The sequence below is a fragment of the Mesorhizobium sp. J18 genome (genome assembly GCF_007829525.1).
Classification (GTDB): domain Bacteria; phylum Pseudomonadota; class Alphaproteobacteria; order Rhizobiales; family Rhizobiaceae; genus VLJP01.
This window is the reverse complement of record NZ_VLJP01000023.1, coordinates 93,759-108,951: the sequence shown is the minus strand read 5'-3', so window position 1 is coordinate 108,951 and position 15,193 is coordinate 93,759. Positions and strand designations below refer to the sequence as shown.

At 59.1% G+C, this 15,193-nt stretch carries 15 protein-coding genes and 1 tRNA gene; 5 read left to right on the top strand and 11 right to left on the bottom strand.

All coding sequences use genetic code 11. The features are described 5' to 3' along the window. Positions 1 to 3: 3 nt before the first annotated feature. Positions 4 to 291: a succinate dehydrogenase assembly factor 2 gene (locus tag L598_RS10640; RefSeq protein ID WP_144862324.1), complete on the bottom strand. Its 288-nt coding sequence runs from the start codon at positions 289 to 291 to the stop codon at positions 4 to 6. 92 nt (positions 292 to 383) lie between these two features. On the opposite strand from L598_RS10640, the gene recG reads away from it, so the two are divergent. Continuing rightward, positions 384 to 2,492, top strand: a complete 2,109-nt coding sequence (recG, locus tag L598_RS10635; protein ID WP_144862322.1) for an ATP-dependent DNA helicase RecG — start codon at positions 384 to 386, stop codon at positions 2,490 to 2,492. Here recG and L598_RS10630 read toward each other — a convergent pair. The 4 genes from L598_RS10630 to L598_RS10615 all read right to left on the bottom strand — a co-directional run bounded on the left by L598_RS10630 (position 2,478) and on the right by L598_RS10615 (position 7,424). Beyond that, positions 2,478 to 3,152, bottom strand: coding sequence for a DUF502 domain-containing protein (locus L598_RS10630; RefSeq protein ID WP_144862319.1), 675 nt, complete (start codon positions 3,150 to 3,152; stop codon positions 2,478 to 2,480). The genes recG and L598_RS10630 overlap by 15 nt on opposite strands. 129 nt (positions 3,153 to 3,281) lie before the next feature. Next, the gene (gene glmS / locus L598_RS10625; protein WP_144862317.1) at positions 3,282 to 5,105 is read right to left on the bottom strand and encodes a glutamine--fructose-6-phosphate transaminase (isomerizing); all 1,824 of its coding nucleotides are present in this window, start codon (positions 5,103 to 5,105) and stop codon (positions 3,282 to 3,284) included. Positions 5,106 to 5,253: 148 nt separating this feature from the next. Then, positions 5,254 to 6,603: a bifunctional UDP-N-acetylglucosamine diphosphorylase/glucosamine-1-phosphate N-acetyltransferase GlmU gene (gene glmU, locus L598_RS10620; protein WP_144862316.1), complete on the bottom strand. Its 1,350-nt coding sequence runs from the start codon at positions 6,601 to 6,603 to the stop codon at positions 5,254 to 5,256. A gap of 74 nt (positions 6,604 to 6,677) precedes the next feature. After that, positions 6,678 to 7,424 carry a cytochrome c biogenesis CcdA family protein gene (locus tag L598_RS10615; RefSeq protein WP_144862314.1) on the bottom strand — a complete coding sequence of 249 codons (747 nt, stop codon included), beginning with the start codon at positions 7,422 to 7,424 and terminating at the stop codon, positions 6,678 to 6,680. 367 nt (positions 7,425 to 7,791) lie between these two features. Between L598_RS10615 and L598_RS10610 the strand changes: the two genes are divergently transcribed. The 4 genes from L598_RS10610 to L598_RS10595 all read left to right on the top strand — a co-directional run bounded on the left by L598_RS10610 (position 7,792) and on the right by L598_RS10595 (position 9,613). Further along, positions 7,792 to 7,867, top strand: a tRNA-Lys gene (locus L598_RS10610). 207 nt (positions 7,868 to 8,074) lie between these two features. Next, the gene (locus L598_RS10605) at positions 8,075 to 8,338 is read left to right on the top strand and encodes a hypothetical protein (RefSeq protein WP_144862312.1); all 264 of its coding nucleotides are present in this window, start codon (positions 8,075 to 8,077) and stop codon (positions 8,336 to 8,338) included. Positions 8,339 to 8,556: 218 nt separating this feature from the next. Next, positions 8,557 to 8,970, top strand: coding sequence for a BA14K family protein (locus tag L598_RS10600; protein WP_144862310.1), 414 nt, complete (start codon positions 8,557 to 8,559; stop codon positions 8,968 to 8,970). A 142-nt stretch (positions 8,971 to 9,112) separates the two neighbouring features. Next, positions 9,113 to 9,613 (top strand): BA14K family protein, encoded by a 501-nt coding sequence (locus L598_RS10595; RefSeq protein ID WP_144862309.1) that lies wholly within the window; start codon positions 9,113 to 9,115, stop codon positions 9,611 to 9,613. A gap of 69 nt (positions 9,614 to 9,682) precedes the next feature. Here L598_RS10595 and L598_RS10590 read toward each other — a convergent pair whose 3' ends face one another. The 6 genes from L598_RS10590 to L598_RS10565 form a co-directional block, all read right to left on the bottom strand. Then, the gene (locus tag L598_RS10590; RefSeq protein WP_144862307.1) at positions 9,683 to 10,411 is read right to left on the bottom strand and encodes a proteasome-type protease; all 729 of its coding nucleotides are present in this window, start codon (positions 10,409 to 10,411) and stop codon (positions 9,683 to 9,685) included. A 33-nt stretch (positions 10,412 to 10,444) separates the two neighbouring features. Next, positions 10,445 to 11,239, bottom strand: a complete 795-nt coding sequence (locus L598_RS10585; RefSeq protein WP_144862305.1) for a transglutaminase family protein — start codon at positions 11,237 to 11,239, stop codon at positions 10,445 to 10,447. Positions 11,240 to 11,251: 12 nt separating this feature from the next. Continuing rightward, complete coding sequence (locus L598_RS10580) at positions 11,252 to 12,193, bottom strand: alpha-E domain-containing protein (RefSeq protein WP_144862507.1); 942 nt, start codon at positions 12,191 to 12,193, stop codon at positions 11,252 to 11,254. Further along, a complete protein-coding gene (locus L598_RS10575) occupies positions 12,193 to 13,587 on the bottom strand; it encodes a circularly permuted type 2 ATP-grasp protein (protein ID WP_144862505.1) in 1,395 nt (464 codons plus the stop codon). The genes L598_RS10580 and L598_RS10575 overlap by 1 nt, the downstream gene beginning before the upstream one ends. Positions 13,588 to 13,800: 213 nt before the next feature. Then, a complete protein-coding gene (gene tgt, locus L598_RS10570; protein WP_144862304.1) occupies positions 13,801 to 14,931 on the bottom strand; it encodes a tRNA guanosine(34) transglycosylase Tgt in 1,131 nt (376 codons plus the stop codon). Then, a complete protein-coding gene (locus L598_RS10565; RefSeq protein WP_144862302.1) occupies positions 14,924 to 15,193 on the bottom strand; it encodes a hypothetical protein in 270 nt (89 codons plus the stop codon). Before L598_RS10565 ends, tgt begins: the two co-directional genes overlap by 8 nt.

The following is a 15,193-nucleotide window of genomic DNA, read 5'->3' as shown; positions in this document are numbered from 1 at the left end:
GTTCTAGTCTTGCTGCGCCCGGCTGCCTTTGGCAATGCGGGCAAAAAGAGGTGTATCATAGGCCGGCAGCACCGGTTTTTCGCCAGTGACCCATTTGAAGAGCTCGGTATCGGCCACTTCCAGAAGAGCCTCGAATTGATCGAGTTCCTGAAGGGTCAGGCGAGAAAGCTCCAAATCGGCGAACCTGCCCAGGATGAGATCCATCTCGCGGGTGCCACGATGCCAGGAGCGGAAATGCGCCCGGCGTCTTCGGATATCGAGTTCGGCGCTCGAGCGCACAGTGCCCGTCATTTCTCTGCCTTTTCTGGGTGTGATGCGCATATAGCGTCTGATGCCGGCCTTGTCAGCCTTGCGCAGGCGTTTCCGGCATCTAAGCTGACATCATGCGTCCGTCCATTCTCGATCCGCTGTTTGCGCCCATCACATCCCTCGACGGCATCGGGGGCCGGCTGGCAGACCTTTTCGCCAAAATCGTGCCTGCGGACCTTTCCGACCGCGAGGTGCGCGTCGGCGACCTGATCTTCATCCTGCCTCATTCCGTCATTGACCGCAGTTTTCGCCCAGGCATAGCCTTTGCGCCAGAGGGGGCAGTGGTAACGCTGGAAGTCAGGATCGACCGGCACCAGCCAGTGCCGCGCGGCCGGTCCAACGTTCCCTATCGCGTCTTTGCTCATGACGAAACGGGCGAGATCGCCCTCACCTTCTTCCACGCCAAGCAGGCTTGGATCGAAAAGATCCTTCCGGTTGGGGAAACAGAGCTCGTCAGCGGGCGCATGCAATGGTTCAACGGCCGGCCTTCCATGGTTCACCCGGACTATGTAGTCCCTGCGAAGGATGCCATCTCCCTCCCCCCGATCGAACCCGTCTACCCGCTGACAGCAGGCCTTTCCGGCAAGGTCCTGCGCAGAGCCATCGGGCAGGCTCTGGCGCGGTTACCCGACCTGCCAGAATGGCTGGACCCGCAATTCATGCGAAGCCGCACTCTGCCCCCGCTGCGCGAAGCGCTCTATCGGTTGCACAACCCACGCAAGGTTTCGGATGCCGATCCGGAAGGGTCGGCCTGGCGGCGCATCGCCTATGATGAATTCCTTGCCGGACAATTGTCCTTGGCGCTGGTGCGCCAGCGCGTGCGTAAGCTTTCCGGCCGTCCCCTTACAGGCGATGGAACAATAGAGACGCGGATACGGCAGAAGCTGCCCTATTCGCTGACCGCTTCACAAGAAAAGGCGCTTGAGGAGATTTATGCCGACCTGGCCGAGCCAGACCGTATGCTGAGACTACTGCAGGGTGATGTCGGCGCGGGCAAGACGATTGTGGCGCTCCTGGCGATGGCGCGCGCAGCGGAAGCGGGCGCCCAGGCGGCGTTGATGGCGCCTACGGAAATTCTTGCCCGGCAGCATCATGCAACCATTGCCCCTTTGGCCGAGGCAGCAGGATTGCGAACCACCGTTCTGACAGGGCGGGAGAAAGGGCGCGAACGCGAACGCATCCTGGAGGAAATCGCGGACGGAACGATCAATTTCGTCATCGGCACCCATGCGCTTTTCCAGGAAAGCGTACGCTTCCACGACCTGGCGCTGGCCGTCATCGACGAGCAGCACCGCTTCGGAGTCCATCAGCGCTTGGCAATCACAGCAAAGGGCAATGCGCCCGACATGCTTGTCATGACAGCCACGCCCATTCCGCGTACGCTGGTGCTGTCGGCTTTTGGCGACATGGACGTTTCCCGCCTCACCGAAAAGCCAGCCGGCCGCAAATCGATTCGCACAGTGACGCTGCCCATGGAACGCCTCGGCGAGCTGATATCGCGCATTCGCGATGCCGTCGCCACGGGGCAGAAGGTCTATTGGATCTGCCCGCTGGTCGAGGAATCCGAGGAAATTCGGCTAATGTCGGCAGATGATCGCCATGCCTCCCTACAGGCCGAATTTGGCTCCACGGTCGGTCTCGTGCATGGCCGCATGTCCGGGCGCGAGAAGGACGAGGCCATGCGTGCCTTCAAGGCCGGTGAAACGCGCATTCTCGTAGGCACCACAGTCATCGAGGTCGGCGTAGACGTTCCTGACGCCACCATTATCGTCATCGAACATGCCGAGCGCTTTGGTCTGGCCCAGCTTCACCAGCTTCGCGGCCGTGTCGGGCGGGGCGACCGATCTTCCTCCTGCGTGCTGCTGTACAAGGGACCGCTCGGAGAGATCGCGCGGCAGCGGCTTGATATCCTGCGCCAGTCGGAAGATGGCTTCCGCATCGCCGAGGAGGATCTGAAGCTTCGCGGCGAAGGCGACCTGCTTGGCACGCGTCAATCCGGCTCACCTGGCTTCCGCATCGCCCGCATCGACCTGCATGCCGACCTTCTGGAGGCGGCAAGAGACGATGCGCGTCTGGTCGTGGCACGGGATCCAGAGTTGCAGTCGGACAGAGGAAAAGCGCTGCGTCTGCTGCTCTATCTCTTCGGCCGTGACGACGCCATCCGCCTGTTAAGAGCCGGATGAGGTCCCACGCCGCTTTTGTTCCAGCGAGGCGATATCTATCGGCAAATGCCTCCGATCAGGCAGAACCAGACCGGCCGAAACGAGGAATCGGGCGGCTTCCTCTACAGTCATTTTGATCGGCACGACATCCTTCGCAGAAACATACATGACGTAGCCCGTGGTTATGTTGGGCGAAATCGGGCGGAAGACCGCAATGGTCTCGCCCTCGATTTCGTGCAGAGCCTCGTTCAGTTCCGAGGGCTGCTGCTTCGGAATGAAAACGATCGACCATGCGCCCCGTCGCGGCCATTCGACCAGGCCGACACCCTTGAAGAGCTCCGTCCGGTTGGCCAGCACCGTCTCGAAAATCTGCTTGAGCGCGCGATAGATGTTGCGCACCAGGGGCATACGGTCGAGCAGGCGCTCACCAGCGCTGATGATCGTGCGGCCAATGAAGTTGGCCGTGAGGAAACCCACAAGAGTGATCAATACGAGAGCGACGATCAGCCCAAAACCCGGCACCGCGAAGGGAAGATAATTATCCGGGTTATAGCGGCCGGGAATTAGAGGTTTGACCCAGGAATCCACCCAATGCACCAGCGCCCAGACAAGATAGGCAGTGATCGCCAAAGGCGCGGTGACGATGAAACCCGTCAGGAAATAGTTGCGCAGGCGGGTCATCAAGCGGCGGCCTCAAGATTGATAACGCGGAAATTTCGCAACCGCGAATGCGATGCCGTGTGAGACCTTAATCCAGCATCCAATCGTTTTGAATAACGAATCCGTGAAACTTGAGAGGCGAGACCACGATTATTCCACGGTCACTGATTTCGCCAGGTTCCGCGGCTGATCGACATCCGTCCCCATGATGGTCGCCGTGTAGTAAGCAAGCATCTGCACCGGCAGGGCATATACGATCGGAGCGATGAACTCGGGCACCTCGGGCATGACGATCGTCTCGAGAGTCTTGATCATAGAGCGCGCCGCGCCCTGTTCGTCCGTGATCAGGATGATCTTGCCGCCGCGAGCGGCGACTTCCTGCATGTTCGACACCGTCTTTTCAAAGATGCGGTCATGCGGCGCTATCACGATGACGGGCATAGATTCATCGATCAGCGCGATCGGGCCATGCTTCAACTCACCGGCCGCGTAGCCTTCCGCATGAATGTAGGAGATTTCCTTGAGCTTCAGCGCGCCTTCCATGGCGAGCGGATAGCTTGTGTCACGACCGAGATAGAGGACGTCATGCACCTGTGAGAGCTCGCGAGCGACCTTCTCGATCTGATCGCCGAGCTTCAACGCCTGTGTTGCAAAGCGCGGAGCTTCCGAAAGCTCGTGGACGAGACGCTTTTCCTCCTCCCGCGAAATATGCCCCCGTTCGGACGCTGCTCGGAGGCAAAGGGAGGCAAGTACGGAAAGCTGGCATGTGAAGGCCTTGGTGGAGGCGACGCCGATCTCGGGTCCAGCGAGCGTCGGGAACACGCCGTCGCTCTCTCGCGCGATCGTCGATTCACGCACATTGACGATCGCGCCGATCGGAACGCCCTCGGTACGGCAGTAGCGCAAGGAGGCGAGCGTATCGGCCGTCTCCCCCGACTGCGAAACGAAGAGCGCTGCGCTGTTCTTCGGCAACGGCATCTCGCGATAGCGGAATTCCGAGGCGATATCGATGTCGACCGGCAGCCGCGCATAGCGCTCGAACCAGTATTTCCCGATCAGCCCGGCAAGATAGGCTGTTCCGCAAGCGGAGATCGCCAGCCGTTCGATCCTGCCGAAATCGAACGGCATGTCGAAAGACTTGGTTCGGCCTTCTGTGAAGTCGAGATAGTGAGCCAGCGTATGGGAGATCACCTCCGGCTGTTCATGGATCTCCTTCTCCATGAAATGCCGGTGGTTCCCCTTATCGACAAGGAAGCTGATGCCGACCGATTGCTGACGCTTGCGATCCACCGGAGCGCCATTCATATCGTAGATCTGCATTCCGGAACGGCGAACGACTACCCAGTCGCCATCTTCCAGATAGGTGATCGAATCCGTGAACGGCGCCAGCGCAATGGCATCGGAGCCGACATACATCTCGCCTTCGCCATGCCCGACCGCGAGCGGCGGGCCGTTGCGGGCACCGACGATAAGATCCTCGTCGCCGCGGAACATGATGGCCAGTGCAAAGGCTCCTTTCAGGCGCTTCAGAGCATTGAAGGCCGCATGCTGCGGTTCAGCCCCGCGCGCCAGCTCGCGCGAGATCAGATGCGCCACGACCTCGGTATCGGTCTGCGAGGCAAACTCGTAGCCTTCGCGGGTCAATTCCTCGCGCAGTTCGGCAAAATTCTCGATAATGCCGTTATGGACGATGGCAACATCCTTGGAAAAATGCGGATGCGCATTGGTCTCGTTGGGGACGCCATGTGTCGCCCAGCGCGTATGGCCGATACCAATCGTGCCGCCAAGGGGCTCCTCGCGCAGGCGCTTTTCGAGGTTGATCAGCTTTCCCTCGGCCCGGCGACGGACAAGCTGCCCTGCTTCTATCGTGGCCAGGCCGGCGGAATCATAGCCGCGATATTCGAGCCGCTTCAGCGCGTCGACGATCAGCGGCGCGACGGGCGAATGCCCTACCATCCCCACGATGCCGCACATGATTCCCCCTGATATCTCGGTGTTGCCTGAGACAGCCGCCTTCTAGTGGCGGCGGCCTGCTCATGAAAGTCACAAAAGATTACGCCTCATATCATCAGAAACGGCAGGAAGCAGTTGTTTCCGTCTTTCGATGCGTACGTCTATATTCTCATTTTTTTCGTGCAGCCGAAAGCTTCACGCGCAGCAGTTTTCCCCGGCCCTCACGGGTAACCTGTCGGGCGCGTCCGAAGGCAAGTGCGTCGGCCGGAACATCATCGGTGATGACGCTTCCCGAGGCGATGTAAGCGCCCTCCCCGATGATCAGCGGCGCCACAAGCGACGAGTTCGTGCCCACAAAGGCACCTTCCCCGATCTCAGTCAGGCTCTTGCCGTAGCCGTCATAGTTGCAGGTAATCGCACCGGCCCCGATATTGGCCTTCGCCCCTACTACCGCGTCTCCAACATAGCTCAGATGCGGCACCTTTGCGCCCGGCCCCAGCCGTGTCTTCTTGATCTCGCAGAAATTGCCGACCTTCGCCTTTTCCATAATGTCGGCTCCGGGCCGCAGCCGGGCGAAGGGGCCAATGGAGGCGCCAGTGGCTATGTGGGCCCCCTCGATATGGGAATAGGCATGGATTGCCGCACCGCCGTCGATTACGACGCCTGGGCCGAAGAAAACATTGGGCTCGATGACGGTATCTGCGCCAATGGCCGTATCGAAGGAGAAGAACACTGTTTCCGGCGCAACGAGAGTTACCCCGGAAAGCATCATCTCCCGACGCTTGCGCTCCTGCCAGATCGCTTCCGCCTCAGCCAGTTCGGAGCGGTTGTTGATGCCAAGCACATTCTCGTAGGCGGCCTCTACAGCTGAGACCTTGAGACCTCGGTCGTTGGCGATGGAGACGATATCGGTCAGGTAATATTCGCCCTTGGCGTTATCCTTGCCGACCGCTTCGAGCAATCCGGGCAGATGACGCCCTGCAATCGCCATCAGGCCGCCATTGCAGAAGGTGATACGCCTCTCCGCCTCGGAACAGTCCTTGTCCTCGCGTATGGCGAGCAAGGCGCCATCCTTCTCGATGAGCCTGCCATAACCTGCCGGCCGCTCCGTGCGGAATCCCATGACGACAACGTCCAAGCCGGCCGCAAGCCCTTCGCGCATCCTGACGAGCGTTTCGGCTTCCACCAGTGGCGTGTCTCCGAACATGACGAGCACGTCATCATAGCCTTCAGCAATGGCATCTCGCGCAGCCAGCACGGCATGGGCGGTTCCCAGCCTTTCGCCTTGCACGAAGGTCCTGACGCCCGGCATGAAGGATTCGGCTGCCGCGCGCACCCTATCGGCGCCATGCCCCACAACAAGCGCAATGTCGCCGCCCTTTGCCGACTGTGCCGCGCGCATGACGTGCAGCACCATTTCGAGGCCGGCGACCTTGTGCAGGACCTTGGGCAGCTTACTCTTCATGCGGGTGCCTTCGCCCGCGGCAAGGATGATCGAAAGGCAGCTACGTTCGCTCATGAAAGGATCCGTTTCCGTTCTGGATTCTGGCCCCTTCTAGCATTGCGCCGCATGGCATCCAATGTCGTCGGATTTCAGCCAAGGGACCCCAGAGCCGGGAAGGTTTCGAGCAGCCAGAACGAAGCGGATTGAATGCCGCCGGTCAGGAACAGAACACCGGCAACGACAAGAAGGCCGCCAATCACCTTTTCGACGCGCCCCAGATGGACGCGGAAGCGGCCAAGGAAGCGCATGAAGGCACCGGAGAACAAGGCTGCAACGAGGAAGGGTATTCCAAGTCCGGCGGAATAGGCGGCCAGCAGCAAGGCGCCCTCGCCCACTGTCTCTCGCCCGCCGGCAAGTGTCAGGATAGGACCGAGCACCGGGCCGATACAAGGCGTCCAGCCGAAAGCGAAGGCCAGCCCCATGACATAGGCGGCAACGATGCTCGCCGGTCGGCCATTGGCCTGGAAACGCGCCTCGCGAGACAGAAGCGGAATGCGCAATATGCCGAGAAAATTCAACCCCATCAGGATGATGAGGACGCCGGCAACGAGCGCAAGTTCCTGTTGCCATACACGCAAAAGAGCCCCAATGGTCGAAGCTCCTGCCCCCAGCGCGACGAAAACCGTCGAGAAACCAAGAACGAAGGCAAGTGAAGCCGTCAAAAGGGCCCGCCGTCTCGATCCCGCCTCGGCACCTGCCGTTCCGCCGCGGAAATCCTCGACCGTAACGCCAGCCATATAGCAAAGATATGGCGGCACGAGCGGCAAAACGCAGGGCGACAGGAAGGAAAGCGCGCCCGCGCCGACAGCCGTCATATACCCGATATCGAGTGCCAAACTCAGTCCTGCTTTTGGGCTCTTTGCGATGCGCAACCCTATAGCGAACCTGGTGCGTCTGCTCCAATCACCATCGCGTGGCAAACCGTCGCTCTACCTGGCTCTATATGATCAGCATGTCCGCCCCGCAGGCAGTCTCGATGAAAGCCCCACGCGCCTGCTGCAGCGTTTTCATGCAGTGCAAGGTCGGCCGGAGTTGCACGATCAGACGCATGGCCGGGAGAATGTGAAGCAACTATCGTGCCGGGAGTTCTCGTTGTGGGTTCGATTCCAAAAGCCAGGGAAAAAGGAAAGCTTTTTTGCGGTTGACCCTTAAATCCGCTCTCTCTATGTTCCGCCCACTTCGCGGGCAGCATCCGTCCTGCAGGAGCGCGTAGCTCAGCCGGTAGAGCAACTGACTTTTAATCAGTAGGTCCTGGGTTCGAGCCCCAGCGCGCTCACCAAAAAGTCAGGTATAGCCAGATACCTACCGAAAGATGGCAAGCTATGTTTTGCCTCGAACGGACTGCTTTACCTCCACTCCTTGCAAGGAGGGAGCCGCCACGCAAGGATTGACCACTCGCTGAGGTTGCGGCACCTTAATTGCGGGTTGGAGGGTATCGTAGACCGAGGCGCTTGACCAGCGCATCGGCCGCAAGAAGGCCCAACGAATGCCAAAGAAGTTGAAGACTGCGATTGTCGGAGCCGTTATCGCTCTCGTTGTCGGCTTTGCCGTAAGTTACGGCCTCATCAGTCAACAGACAGCCGATGAGATCAAGTCGAAGACGGACGAGGCTCTGACACAGGAAGATGCAGCCCAGTCTGCACCGGATCCTACAGCCACCTCCCCTGCGGAACCAGCACAGCAGGCGCCGAACTCGCCTTCGGGAGAACCGCCGCAAGCACCCGAACAGGATCAAGCGCCAGCAGAGTAATTTAAACCTCTGGCTTACCCTGCCCTTCAAGCTCATGTCACAGCCGGCGCATTCACCGGTTCGGACTGCGTGGGAACCTTCCCGCACCTTGTATCGTTTTACGGTTGATCAGTGGAACGATTCGGGACCGCGCAAACCGCGTCCGAGGAGGCAACATGAACAAGTTCCTGACCCCCTTATGTGTGGCAGCTGTGGCATTATCCACCGCAGGCGCTCCGATGACAGCGTCTGCCATGCCGATGGCTCGTGCTGGTGCAGATCTTGCAGCCACTGTTCCGGTTAACGGCCAGGGTCTCGTCCAGAAGGCGCAGTACAGTGAGCGCCGACGCGGCGGCTATTCGCGGCATTATCGTGGCGCCCGTCACTGGCGGCATCACCATAGCCACCGGCGTCACCACTACAGGCACCGTCATCGTCACAGCGACGCATGGATCGCTCCCGGCGCCTTTATCGCCGGCGCGCTTATTGGAAGTGCCTTGAGCCAGCCGCGTTATCCCGCTTATCGGAGCTACGGCTACAGCCGGTCGCATGTGGACTGGTGCTACAGCCGCTACCGCTCCTACCGCGCGTCAGACAATAGTTTCCAGCCCTATCATGGGCCGCGGAGGGAGTGCCGCTCGCCTTATTACTAAAATTTAACGGAGAGGCCGTTGACCGGTCTCTCCGCCGCGGTCAGTAATCCCCACTACTTGGAGTGAAACCATAGGAAAATTCGGAACGCTGTGGATGGTATCGTTCCGACGGCAAGGGACAGATTTGGAGACGAGGTTCAAAATGAAGCCCCTTTTAGAGAAACTGTGCATCGGGACGGTAGTGCTGTCGGTGATCGGCAGCAGCATTCTGCCGGCGGCGGCCGTTCCCGTCATTACTCCGCCTGTCGCTCAGGCCGAGCAGCAGAATGTGATCAAGGTGCAGAATCGCCGGGACAGACGTCAATTCAGACGCGAATTGCGGCGTGATCGCAGGGAGTACCGCCGCGAAGTCCGCCGGGATCGGCGGGCGTTCTACCGCCGTGGTGACCACTATTATTACCATGGCCATCGCGGTTATCGTCATTACCGTCCAGGTTACCGGCAGTATAACGGCTGGTGGTTTCCGGCCGCGGCCTTCGTCGCCGGTGCGATCGTAGGTGGCGCCGTAAGCAGCACCACGCCGTCTTATGGCAATGCGCATGTCCAGTGGTGCTACAATCGCTACCGGTCTTATCGCGCGTCGGACAATACGTTCCAGCCTTATAGCGGACCCCGCCGGCCGTGCATCTCGCCTTATTCGTAAGGTTGGAGGATCGGGATAGCTGAATTGACCCGCGCGGAAACGCGCGGGTTTCTGCGTTGCGAGAAGTGTTTACTCCTGAAAGTCCGGCAGGCTGCGGAATGCACTTTTCAGCGCATCGGACCAACCGGTTGAAATCGTTCTCAGATAGGGATCATCGACCCCCATCCGCCTTTGATAGCCGATTTTGAAGCTGTCACGCTCGTAATAGAGAAGATCGAGAGGTAATCCGACAGAAAGGTTGGATTTCAAAGTGGAATCAAAAGATAAGAGAAGGAGCTTCACTGTTTCCGCGAAGCGCATTTTGGGATCGTAAGCACGGATCAGAATCGGCTTCCCATATTTGGTTTCACCTATCTGAAAAAACGGCGTGTCCTCGCCGGATTCGATGAAATTGCCTTCGGGATAAATCAGGAACAGTCTCGGCTCCATACCCTTGATCTGCCCGCCAAGGATGAAAGAGGCACCAAAGGCATCCGCCTTTTGCCCGGCCGGGACCGAAAGATTGACAACTTCCTTTACGGTATCCCCGATGAGGCAGGCAGTCTGAAACATCGACTGAGTTTCAAGAACGGACTGAACGCGTTCCGAAGGCGCCTTGGTCCGCTCGTTAAGCAGGCTCACAACGGCCTGCGTGGTCGCCAGATTCCCCGCGGCCAGAAGGACGACGACGCGTTCCCCCGGATTGGTCCAAGTGTACATTTTGCGGAATGTGGAAACATTGTCGACGCCCGCATTGGTCCGGGTATCGGACATAAAAACCAGACCGCAATCGATCTTGAGGCCGACACAATAGGTCATCGCTTCCAATCCGGGTAAGAATCGATATCAGAATTACTGCTCGACAGTAATGTGAACCGCAAGCCGTTCCTGCGCAGCGCCATGCCTTATCCCGGAAACAGGCATGGCTTCGCGATAGTCACGTCCGATCGCCAACCTCACATAGCGTTCGTCCGGGGAGATGCCGTTGGAACAATCGAAGGCGACCCATCCGAGCATGTCCACATGGGCCTCTGCCCAAGCGTGACTGGCTGCCTGCTCGTCCGCCTCATCGAGCTTCAGATATCCGCTTACATAGCGCGCGGGGAAACCAAGATGGCGCGCTGCAGCCAAAAAAACATGCGTATGATCCTGACATACGCCCCTGCCTTGTGCGAGTGCCTGTTCTGCCGTCGTCGCCGAATCGGTCGAGCCTGTCTCATAGGCGACTTTTTCGCGCACCAAGCCCATCAGCCGGTGGAGGCGGTCCAATTCGTTTCCTTCGCCCACCCTCTCAGCCAGATCGACAATCTCCGGGCCGGCAGCAGTAAGCGCCGTCTCGTTCTGAAAAAGCCATAGCGGTGCAAATCCCCGATGCGGGCCGGTGACACCATTGGTTTCGAGCGTTTCCACCTCGCCCGAGGCAGTCACTTTAATTGTTTCCTGCCCATTCTCGGCACTGACCAGCCTTGTGTCATTGCCATATTGGTCATCGAAGCGGACTTCTTCGCGCGCTCCTTCGACGGTCAACGACCAGGAATGAATCGTCTGGGTGCGATCGCTGCGCGGGGATAGACGGAATCGCTGGAGCGCATAGCTCACCGGCGCGTCGTAGGAGTATTCAGTGCGATGAGTGATCTTCAACCGCATTCGGTATTCCGGTCAATAGAAGCGGTAATCCTTGGCAATCTGATCGCCAAGCGCGCTGTTATCCCTGATGAAATCGGTCAGGAACTCATGCAGTCCTTCTTCGAAAATATCCTTGATGGCACAGGTTTTCAGCTTTGTGAGCTTGGTGTGGACGAGCTGATGGCACGCATGCCTCTGACCATAGGCGTCAGCCAGATAATCCAATGCCTCTGCAATACCACGATAGCAGAAAGCGAGCGACCGCGGCATCCGCCGGTCCAGGATGAGGTAGTCGGCTACATTGGCCGGTTTGTATTCGGCTTCATAGACCCATCGATAGGAGCGATGGGCCGAGACCGAGCGCAGGATCGTCTCCCACTGATGATTGTCGAGCGATGAGCCGACCCATGCCACGGAAGGAAGCAGCACGTAATATTTGACGTCCAGAATGCGCGCGGTGTTGTCCGCGCGCTCGATCAGCGTGCCCATCTGCGCGAAATCGAAGATTTCGTTACGCAGCATCGTGCCCTGAAAGGCACCCCGGATCAGCGCTGTCTCGCGTTTGATGGCATCCAGCACTTTCGGTAGTTCCCGCTCATCAATGGGATCGGCAAGTATGCGCTTCAGCGCCATCCAGGCTTCATTGATGCTTTCCCAGGTTTCCCGCGTCAACGCCGTCCTCACCATTCGAGCATTGTTGCGGGCGGTTTCCATCGAGGCCATGACGCTCGATGGGTTGGTGATGTCGCGGAGGAGAAAATCGGAAACGGTTACGGCATCAAACTCGGAATAACGCTCGGCGAAAGCTATGCGGGCACCTGCACTCGTCACTACAGAAGCCCATTCGTCTGCAGACGTGCTCGTCTGGGTAAGCGCAAGGCGCAACCCCGTATCGACCAGGCGCGCCATGTTTTCGGCCCGTTCGATATAACGGCTCATCCAGTAAAGTCCGTTTGCGGCGCGGCCGAGCAACATCAGTCGTCCAAAACCCATGTGTCTTTGGTGCCGCCGCCCTGGGACGAGTTCACCACCAGGGATCCTTCCTTGAGCGCAACGCGCGTCAGGCCTCCCGGAACGATGCGGATGCGATCTGAGACGAGCACAAAAGGCCGCAGATCGACGTGACGGGGAGCCAGGCCGCTTTTGGTCAAGATCGGACATGTGGAAAGCGAAAGTGTAGGCTGCGCGATATAGTTGCTCGGCCGCGCTGAAAGCTTTCTCGCGAAATCCTCGCGTTCCTTCCTAGAAGCGGCGGGACCGACCAGCATGCCGTAGCCACCAGAGCCGTGTACCTCTTTGACCACCAGCTCATGCAGATGCTCCAGCACATATTTAAGGCTGTCCGGTTCGGAGCAACGCCAGGTGGGCACATTGCCAAGAACCGCCTTGCGTCCGGTGTAGAACTCGATGATTTCCGGCATGTAGGAATAGATCGCCTTGTCATCGGCAATGCCGGTGCCGGGTGCGTTGGCTATGGTGATATTACCGGCCCGGTAAACGTCCATGATGCCGGCCACGCCAAGAACCGAATCCGGCAGAAAGGTCAGCGGGTCTAGGAAGGCATCATCGAGCCGGCGATAAAGAACATCTATCTGCTTGTAACCTTCCGTCGTGCGCATGGCCACGTGGCCGTCTACCACGCGCAGATCCTGTCCTTCGACAAGTTCCACTCCCATCTGATCGGCCAGGAAAGCATGTTCGAAATAGGCCGAATTGAAGATGCCGGGTGTCAGAACCGCCACCGTCGGCACCCCTTCGCAACTGGCGGGCTTCACGGCAGAAAGGGATTGGCGGAGCAACTGAGGATAATTCTCGACCGGCATGACCTTCACTTGCCGGAACAGCTCGGGAAAGAGCTGCATCATCGTCTCACGGTTCTCTAGCATGTAGGAGACGCCGGAAGGCGTGCGGGCATTGTCCTCCAGGACGAAAAACTCATTTTCGCCAGTGCGCACGATATCGGTGCCTATGATATGGGTATATACGCCCGCCGGCGGTCGCACGCCGATCATTTCCGGCAGAAATGCTTCATTGCGGGCAATGATGTCCTTAGGTACCCGCCCTGCCCGCAAAATTTCCTGCCGGTGATAGATGTCATCGAGAAAGGCGTTGAGCGCCTGCACTCGCTGCTCGATGCCTTGGGTGAGCTTGCGCCATTCGGAGCCGGAGATGATGCGCGGCACGATGTCGAAAGGGATGAGACGCTCGGAGGCTTCTTCCTCACCATAGACGGCAAAGGTAATGCCGGTCTTGCGGAAAACCCTTTCAGCGTCCTGCATCTTTTCGGTCAGGCGCAAAGGGTCCTGTTGCCGGAACCAGCGATCGTAGCCTCTATAGGGTTCCCTGAGCCCGGATTCGTCCAGGCGCATCTCGTCGAATGCCACCGCGACTTCTCCTCTCCGAGCCTCATTTCATCGGGCGAAAAATAAAAAAGCAAGTGTATTCGACAGGTTAGGCATTCGCAGTGGGAACCGGCCGGGATTTTTGCTCGCTAATGCGGCAATTGCACGTGTCCTTGCCGGTAAACTATGCAGCAAAGGCCGGACACCACGGCATTTCAGGCCAGATCAGTCGGGATATGTTCAAAGTGGCGGAATGTCGCCACGCTCCCAGCCCTCGGCGAGTTGGGCCGCCCTTTCGGCAAAAGTACGCGTTTCGATGCTTTCACGGATTTGTTGCATCAGGTTCTGGTAGTAGGCCAGATTGTTCCAGGTCAGCAGCATGCCGCCAAGCGACTCGCCCGATTTCACAAGGTGATGCAAATAGGCGCGCGAATAGTCGCGGGCCGCAGGGCAATCGCTTTCCTCGTCGAGCGGTCGCGGGTCCTCCGCATGGCGCGAATTCTTCAGGTTTATCTTGCCATGACGCGTGAAGGCCAGCCCATGCCGCCCTGCCCGGGTCGGCATCACGCAATCGAACATATCGATGCCCCGCGCCACCGACTTCAGGATATCGTCAGGGGTGCCGACGCCCATCAGATAGCGCGGCTTCTCAGCCGGGAGTTCCGGACAGGTCACGTCAAGCATTGCCAGCATGATCTCCTGTGGCTCGCCGACTGCAAGACCGCCGATGGCGTAGCCTTTCAGGTCCAGCGCCGCCAGAGCATGGGCCGATTGCTCGCGCAATGCCGCCACGTCGCCGCCCTGAACGATGCCGAACATGGCCTTGCCCGGCTGGTCACCGAAAGCCGTCTTGCATCGCTCCGCCCAGCGCAGCGACATTTCCATGGCGCGGCGGATCTCGTCTTGCGAGGCCGGRAGCCGCACGCACTCGTCAAGCTGCATCTGGATGTCGGAGTCCAAAAGCCCCTGGATCTCGATGGAGCGCTCGGGCGACATCTCGTAGACATGACCGTCGACATGCGAGCGGAAGGTGACGCCCTTCTCATTGATTTTGCGCAACTGCGCCAGCGACATGACCTGGAAGCCACCGGAATCGGTCAGGATCGGATAGCGCCAGCGCGCGAATTCGTGCAGGCCGCCGAGTCGGGCCACGCGCTCGGCACCGGGCCGCAGCATCAGGTGATAGGTGTTGCCGAGAATGATGTCGGAACCCAGCGCCCGCACCTGATCCATATACATGGCCTTGACCGTGCCGCCGGTGCCGACCGGCATGAAAGCCGGCGTACGTACCGTACCGCGCGGCATGGTGATCTCACCGCGACGCGCCTTGCTATCGGTGGCTATCACGCGGAAGGAGAATGCGTCAGCCATCGAATTCTTTGTCATGGACAGCCGCATTGGGCGCCTGTTCATCGAGGGATTGGCGATAACGGATGCAACCGCGCATGAATTTCGGCCATGGCGGCACCGCTATGGAAGGCTCAGTTTGTTCTGGCAGAAGAGCCCACAGATCGGGTTGATGCCAGCAAAGCTCATGACCTGTCGAATCTCGATGCGTGCGAATTCCCGCACGCAGCCTTTTGACCTCGGCTATCAGCGCCATGCGATCCATGCCGTTCAGATCTTCGTCCAT

Excerpts from the sequence above, each read along its gene's own strand:
- L598_RS10640 (WP_144862324.1), bottom strand. The coding sequence starts at position 291 with ATGACGGGCACTGTGCGCTCGAGCGCCGAACTCGATATCCGAAGACGC.
- recG (WP_144862322.1), top strand. The coding sequence starts at position 384 with ATGCGTCCGTCCATTCTCGATCCGCTGTTTGCGCCCATCACATCCCTC.
- L598_RS10630 (WP_144862319.1), bottom strand. The coding sequence starts at position 3,152 with ATGACCCGCCTGCGCAACTATTTCCTGACGGGTTTCATCGTCACCGCG.
- glmS (WP_144862317.1), bottom strand. The coding sequence starts at position 5,105 with ATGTGCGGCATCGTGGGGATGGTAGGGCATTCGCCCGTCGCGCCGCTG.
- glmU (WP_144862316.1), bottom strand. The coding sequence starts at position 6,603 with ATGAGCGAACGTAGCTGCCTTTCGATCATCCTTGCCGCGGGCGAAGGC.
- L598_RS10605 (WP_144862312.1), top strand. The coding sequence starts at position 8,075 with ATGCCAAAGAAGTTGAAGACTGCGATTGTCGGAGCCGTTATCGCTCTC.
- L598_RS10600 (WP_144862310.1), top strand. The coding sequence starts at position 8,557 with ATGACAGCGTCTGCCATGCCGATGGCTCGTGCTGGTGCAGATCTTGCA.
- L598_RS10595 (WP_144862309.1), top strand. The coding sequence starts at position 9,113 with ATGAAGCCCCTTTTAGAGAAACTGTGCATCGGGACGGTAGTGCTGTCG.
- L598_RS10590 (WP_144862307.1), bottom strand. The coding sequence starts at position 10,411 with ATGACCTATTGTGTCGGCCTCAAGATCGATTGCGGTCTGGTTTTTATG.
- L598_RS10585 (WP_144862305.1), bottom strand. The coding sequence starts at position 11,239 with ATGCGGTTGAAGATCACTCATCGCACTGAATACTCCTACGACGCGCCG.
- L598_RS10580 (WP_144862507.1), bottom strand. The coding sequence starts at position 12,193 with ATGTTGCTCGGCCGCGCCGCAAACGGACTTTACTGGATGAGCCGTTAT.
- L598_RS10575 (WP_144862505.1), bottom strand. The coding sequence starts at position 13,587 with ATGCGCCTGGACGAATCCGGGCTCAGGGAACCCTATAGAGGCTACGAT.
- L598_RS10565 (WP_144862302.1), bottom strand. The coding sequence starts at position 15,193 with ATGGACGAAGATCTGAACGGCATGGATCGCATGGCGCTGATAGCCGAG.